Source organism: Streptomyces scabichelini, from assembly GCF_011045015.1.
GTDB classification, from domain to species: Bacteria; Actinomycetota; Actinomycetes; order Streptomycetales; family Streptomycetaceae; genus Streptomyces; species Streptomyces scabichelini.
Map to the genome: position 1 here is coordinate 1 of NZ_JAAKZY010000371.1, position 5265 is coordinate 5265.

General features: G+C 71.7%; 4 protein-coding genes. All 4 read left to right on the forward strand.

Features of this window, described 5'->3' with window-relative positions:
* Positions 1–159 precede the first annotated feature (159 nt).
* Positions 160–1071, forward strand: coding sequence for a hypothetical protein (locus G5C60_RS49275; protein ID WP_165270611.1), 912 nt, complete (start codon positions 160–162; stop codon positions 1069–1071).
* A gap of 7 nt (positions 1072–1078) precedes the next feature.
* Positions 1079–2398, forward strand: coding sequence for a hypothetical protein (locus G5C60_RS49280; protein ID WP_165270613.1), 1320 nt, complete (start codon positions 1079–1081; stop codon positions 2396–2398).
* Between the two features lie 11 nt (positions 2399–2409).
* The gene (locus G5C60_RS49285; RefSeq protein WP_165270615.1) at positions 2410–4485 is read left to right on the forward strand and encodes an 8-amino-7-oxononanoate synthase; all 2076 of its coding nucleotides are present in this window, start codon (positions 2410–2412) and stop codon (positions 4483–4485) included.
* A gap of 4 nt (positions 4486–4489) precedes the next feature.
* Positions 4490–5265, forward strand: a 776-nt coding sequence (locus G5C60_RS49290; protein WP_206440960.1) for a penicillin-insensitive murein endopeptidase, incomplete at its 3' end; no start/stop codon positions are given.

Below are 5265 nucleotides of genomic sequence, written 5' to 3' on the forward strand. Positions count from 1 at the left end.
CCTCGCCCCCTCCCCCGGCCGCTGTGGACCCGGACCCAGGGGCCGCCCCGGAAGCCGTCACTGACGCGGTGCCCCGCCCGGTCTTCCTACGTTGGCGACCGGAGCCCATGTGAGGGCTCGGCAGACCACGGTCGCCGCGACCGGGAGGAGCTGATGGGCATGCAGCAGTACGGGCTCACCCCTTATCACGAGAGCGAGTCCTACGAGCAGGAGCTGGAGTTCGGCGCGGAGGCGCAGGTCCCCGGCGAGTACGAGATACAGGGCGCCGAGGCCGAGTTCGGTGCGCACGGGGAACAGCCCGAATACGCCGGCCCCGGCGAGGCCGGCATGTTCGGCGGGCACGGCGAGGCGGGCGAGTTCGGTGCCCACGCCGAGAACTGGGAGGCCGGGGCCGGGCTGCACGAGGGCCCGCAGTACGGGGAAACGGGCCAGGCGGAGCTGGAGAGTCCGCTCAGCGAACAGGAGGAGATCCAGCTGGCTTCGGAGCTGCTGGAGATCACGACCGAGGCGGAGCTCGAGCAGTTCCTCGGCGGCCTCCTGGCCAGGATCGGCCGTGGTGTGGGCGGATTCCTCAAATCGGGCGTGGGTCGTGCGATCGGCGGCGCCCTGAAGAACGTGGCCCGGTTCGCCCTGCCTCTCGCGGGCAAGGCCCTGGGGACACTGATCCCCATCCCCGGCCTCGGCACGATGGTCGGCGGCGCGCTGGGGACCATGGCGAGCAAGCTCTTCGAAGTCCAGTCCGAGGGCGTCGACCGCCAGGAGTACGAGTTCGAGGTCGCCCGCCGCTTCGTCCGGCTGGCCGCCACCGCCGCGAACAACGCGGCACTCGACCAGCGGCAGGGCGCGCCCCAGCTGCTGGCCAGGGACGCCCTCCTGTCAGCCGCCCGCCGGCACGCGCCCGGCCTCGTGCGCTACCCGCAGCTGGTCGGGCGCCCGGCCCCCTGGTACTGGCCTGCGCAGCCGCCCGCCGCCTCCATGAACGGCGCCGGGCAGCCGGGGCTCGACGCGGACCGGCCGCAGTCGGGCCGCTGGGTCCGCCACGGCCGCAAGATCGTGATCCTGGGGCTCTGAGGAAACCATGGAGGCGACGTCCGCGGCCGTCTCGCTGCTGAGCGGCGAGGCCCGTGCCCTGCTGACCCGGCTGGACCGGGTGAAGCCCTTCGCCCTGCACGAGACGATGGTGCCGGCCGCCGCGCCGACGCCCGAGGCACAGGTCGCCGTCGAACGGTTCCTGATCACCGGGCGCACCGCACTGCGCCGCCGGGTCGAGGCGTATCTGACCTGGCTCGCCGGACCGGGGCGCACCGGATCGCCGGAGCTCGCCCAGCGGCGGTTCACGACGCTGCGCCGGCGTTTCAACGACGTCCTGACCCAGTTCGACCTGTACCAGGAGGCCGTGACCCAGCGCAGCGAGCGGGACATCGGGGTGTGGCTGGCCGGCCTGGACGTCGCCGCCGCGGACGCACTCGGCGCCCCGCGGACACCGCTGCGCCGGCCGCCACCGCTGATCACGTATCTCGATCACGGACCCGGCGCGGCCATCCGCAGGGTGAACACCCGGATCCCCGGAGGGGACAGGACTCCGGTGGCCCTGATCCGCATTCCCCGGGAGCGCATGGTGGGGTACGGGATCGGCGCCTCCCTCGTCCACGAAGTCGGCCACCAGGCGGCGGCGTTGCTGGGTCTGGTGGACTCCCTGCGCCCGGCACTCCTCGACGCCGAGCTGACCGGGCGCGGTCCCGCGGAGCGCGCGGCCTTCGCCTACTGGGGGCTGACGATCAGTGAGATCGTCGCGGACTTCTGGTCGGTGGGCCAGCTCGGTGTGGCGGGCACGCTCGGCCTGATGGGAGTGGTGAGCCTGCCCCGCAGGTTCGTGTTCACGGCCCTGCCGGACGATCCGCACCCGCTGCCGTACATCCGGGTCCGGCTGAGCTGTGCGATGGGCGACGCCCTCTATCCCCATCCGCAGTGGCGCGCGCTCGGCTCTCTCTGGTCCGCGCTCTACCCGCCGACCCGTCTCCCGGAGGAACTGCGGCGGCTGATCGGGGCGCTGGAGTCGACGATGCCGCGCTTCGTCGACGTCCTGCTGAACCATCGCCCGCCCGCGCTGGGCGGCTCCCGGCTCGGCGACGTCATGCCGCTCGCGTCCCGCCGTCCCGAGCAGCTGGCCGCCCGCCACGCGCACTGGGTGCGCCGCCCGGATCTCCTGCGCTCGGCCCCGCCGACGCTCGTCTTCGCGGTCCTCGGCCAGGCCAGGGCCGCCGCACTGATCAGCCCCGAGGAAGAAAGCCGGCTCCTCGGCGATGTGATCACCCACTGGGCGCTCTCGAGCACGCTCGCCGGTATCACGCGGTGTGCGGGTGCCCCTGCAGTTCTCGCCGACAGCTCGACGAGCTGAGGAGGTCAGTCATGTTCACGCTCACGGCCAAACCAGACCGTGTCGAACAGGGAGGGAGGGTCCGTCTGACGCTGACCCGCGTCGTGATCGGCGACGCGGCCGATGCCATCGCCGAGAAGCCGACTGCCAGGAGGGTCAAGGCCGCCGCCAAGAAGGCAGGCGCGGGGCGGGCCGTTCCGGAAGCGGTGGAGGTCGAACTGGTGGAGGTGGCTGGAGCCAACCCGGGCGGTGACGCCCTCGACGAGCGGGCGGCTGTCGCCACCGCCACCGTCACCTGGCAGATCGACGGAAACATCATCGCCGTCACACACCCCGACGCCGACGCGCCGGGCCCCTGGAACATCTCGTGGGACGTGCCGGACAACCAGCAGCCCACCGAGTACATCGCCGCCGCCGTCCACCACATGCCCGGCGACGACCCGGTGTCGTACACCGACGCCTTCGACGTGACCTCCAGGCCCTTCGGCCCCGGCGATCCTCTCCAGGTCCACATGCGCCGCACGGGCACCGACCCGACGGACGACCAGGCGCTGTGGACCGTCATCCGGCGCAGCACCGACCGGCTCGGGTTCAAGCCGTACGCCGACTGGATCAACGACATCATGTGCACCGACGCGCGGCCACACGTGCCGGCCGGAGGACGGCGGGACGTGGGGGACCGTTCGCTCCCGTTCCCGGGGGTGGACGCCTATCTGCTGCTCAAGGTCGCCACCGAGGTGTTTCTGCTGGCCAACTGCGGCGTCCATGTGAACTCGTTCGACGTCCCGGACGTGCTGGGCTTCACCGACCAGGAGCTGGCGGATGAACTACGGCGCTACAGCACGACCGAACCGGGCAGTGACGCCTTCCAGCTGGCGATCGTCAATCGCTGGGCGCGCTACATCAAGGCCAACCGGCCCGAACTCCCCTCCGCCGACCCCGCCGTGCTGCCCTATCTCGGGGTCATCCGCGACAAACTCGGCGACCAGGGAATCCCCGTACGCGACGGCTTCGGCAACGACTGCTACGGCATCCTGCGCGAGAAACTAGCCTTCCCCTGCTTCCTGGAGCTCATCTGGAACTACTGGCACGAGGAGGGCATGCTCACCCACTCCGTGGACGCCATCGCGCGGCGGTTCCAGAACATCCGCAGCCCGGGCGCCCGCGATCCGCTGGCCCATGTGGAGATCGATCCGCTGCGTGGCCTCAACCCGATCCTGTGGGGCTACGTCCAGGACGAACAGCACCGCCTGACGGCTCTGCGCCGTGCGCACGAGTACGACCACCACTACGGCATCAACCAACTGCCGCCCAACGCGGCTCAGTTGCGTGCTGCCGACAGCCGCCCCCGGTTCCTGGAGGCCTTCCACACCCTGCTCAACCTGGCCTCCGCGTTCTTCCGCGAGGACGACGACACCACCGTCATCGCCGACGGGTTCCCCGTGCTCAACGCTCTCAAGGACGTCCATCTGCTGCTCACGGAAGGACAGCACAACCAGTACGGCGACCTTCCCTGGACCGCGCGGCAGGAGATGCTGATGCAGCAGTGGATCCTGGCCCGTCCGGAGATGCGCGAGTTCCTCCCGGGCCGGACGATGGTCGCCTACCCCGAGGCATGGATGGACCGGGTGGACACGATGAAGCGGCTCCAGGGGTGGACCCCGGACACCGTGATCCACTTCCGCGATCTGGGGCGGTTCGGCGAACAGCTGCTGCTGTCCGTGCGGTTCGGCAACTGGAGCGACATCAGCGACCGCAACTTCGCGGCGAACTGGGCACGCTACTGGCGAACGGAGATCCAGGGGTACGTCCACTCGTACCGCTCGGTCACCGGCGCCGACCTGACCGGCACCCCGATCGACGCGCAGCTGCCCGTCCTCCATCTGCGCCGCCGTCTCGCCCAGTACCGCTCCGGACGCCCGGCCATGGCCCCCGCCGCAGGCGGCACCGCCCCCGCCCTGGGCCGCCGCAGGACGGCACCCGCCGTCCAGCGGGCCGGATCGGTGCCCCAACTGCCGCCCGCCCAACGTCCCTTCGGCGCCCAGCCCGCGTCACTGCCACCCGGCTACCAGGGTGTCCCCCGGCTGCCGCGGCCGGAGGGAAGGTGACGGCATGTCACTGCTCACCGAAGCCCCGCCCTCGCGGATCGAGCGAAACCGTGCGTACGCCGGCAGGTTGGGCTGGGGCGCGCGGACGGCCGAGGTCCGGCGCGTCCTCAACCCGCGGCGCACTGTGTGGGACGACGCCGCGCTGGTGACCGAGACGTACAAGTGGCAGTCCAGGACCGGGCTTCCGGCCGATGGCGTCATCGGGCCGACGACCTGGGCGTATCTGCGGGTTGCCGCGGGCCTCGCCCAGGATCCGGCGATCTCCGCCCAACTGCCCGTGCAGGGGCCGGGCTTCTACACGGGCGGCCCGCGCGAGCGCCACTTCGCCCGGCCGGAGACGCTCCGGGCTCTGCTGGCGACCGCCCTGGGGTGGCACCGGGCCCGGCCCGGCGGACCGCGGATCGGGGTCCGTGAGATCTCCGTACGCGGGGGCGGTCCCCTCTCGGGCCACGGTTCCCATCGGCTGGGCCTGGACGTCGACATCCGCCCGGTACGCGCCGACGGCGGGGAGGCGCCCACCCGCTGGGACCAGCCCGGTTACTCCCCGCCCCTCACCCAGGACCTCGTCGACCGGCTGCGGGCCAACGGCGTACTGCCGGTCCACTTCGTCCTCTTCAACGGCCCCGGCATCCGGGGCGTACAGAAATGGGCGGGCCACGACGACCACCTGCACGTCCGCTTCAAGGCACCGGGCACGACGGGGCCCCCGGCGCTCCTTTCGACGCAGGGATCGACGCAAGGACCTCGACAGACGATCACCACGATCCCGCTCCCTGCCCC

Coding starts and splice junctions, on each gene's coding strand:
- G5C60_RS49275 (WP_165270611.1), top strand. CDS start 160: ATGCAGCAGTACGGGCTCACCCCTTATCACGAGAGCGAGTCCTACGAG.
- G5C60_RS49280 (WP_165270613.1), top strand. CDS start 1,079: ATGGAGGCGACGTCCGCGGCCGTCTCGCTGCTGAGCGGCGAGGCCCGT.
- G5C60_RS49285 (WP_165270615.1), top strand. CDS start 2,410: ATGTTCACGCTCACGGCCAAACCAGACCGTGTCGAACAGGGAGGGAGG.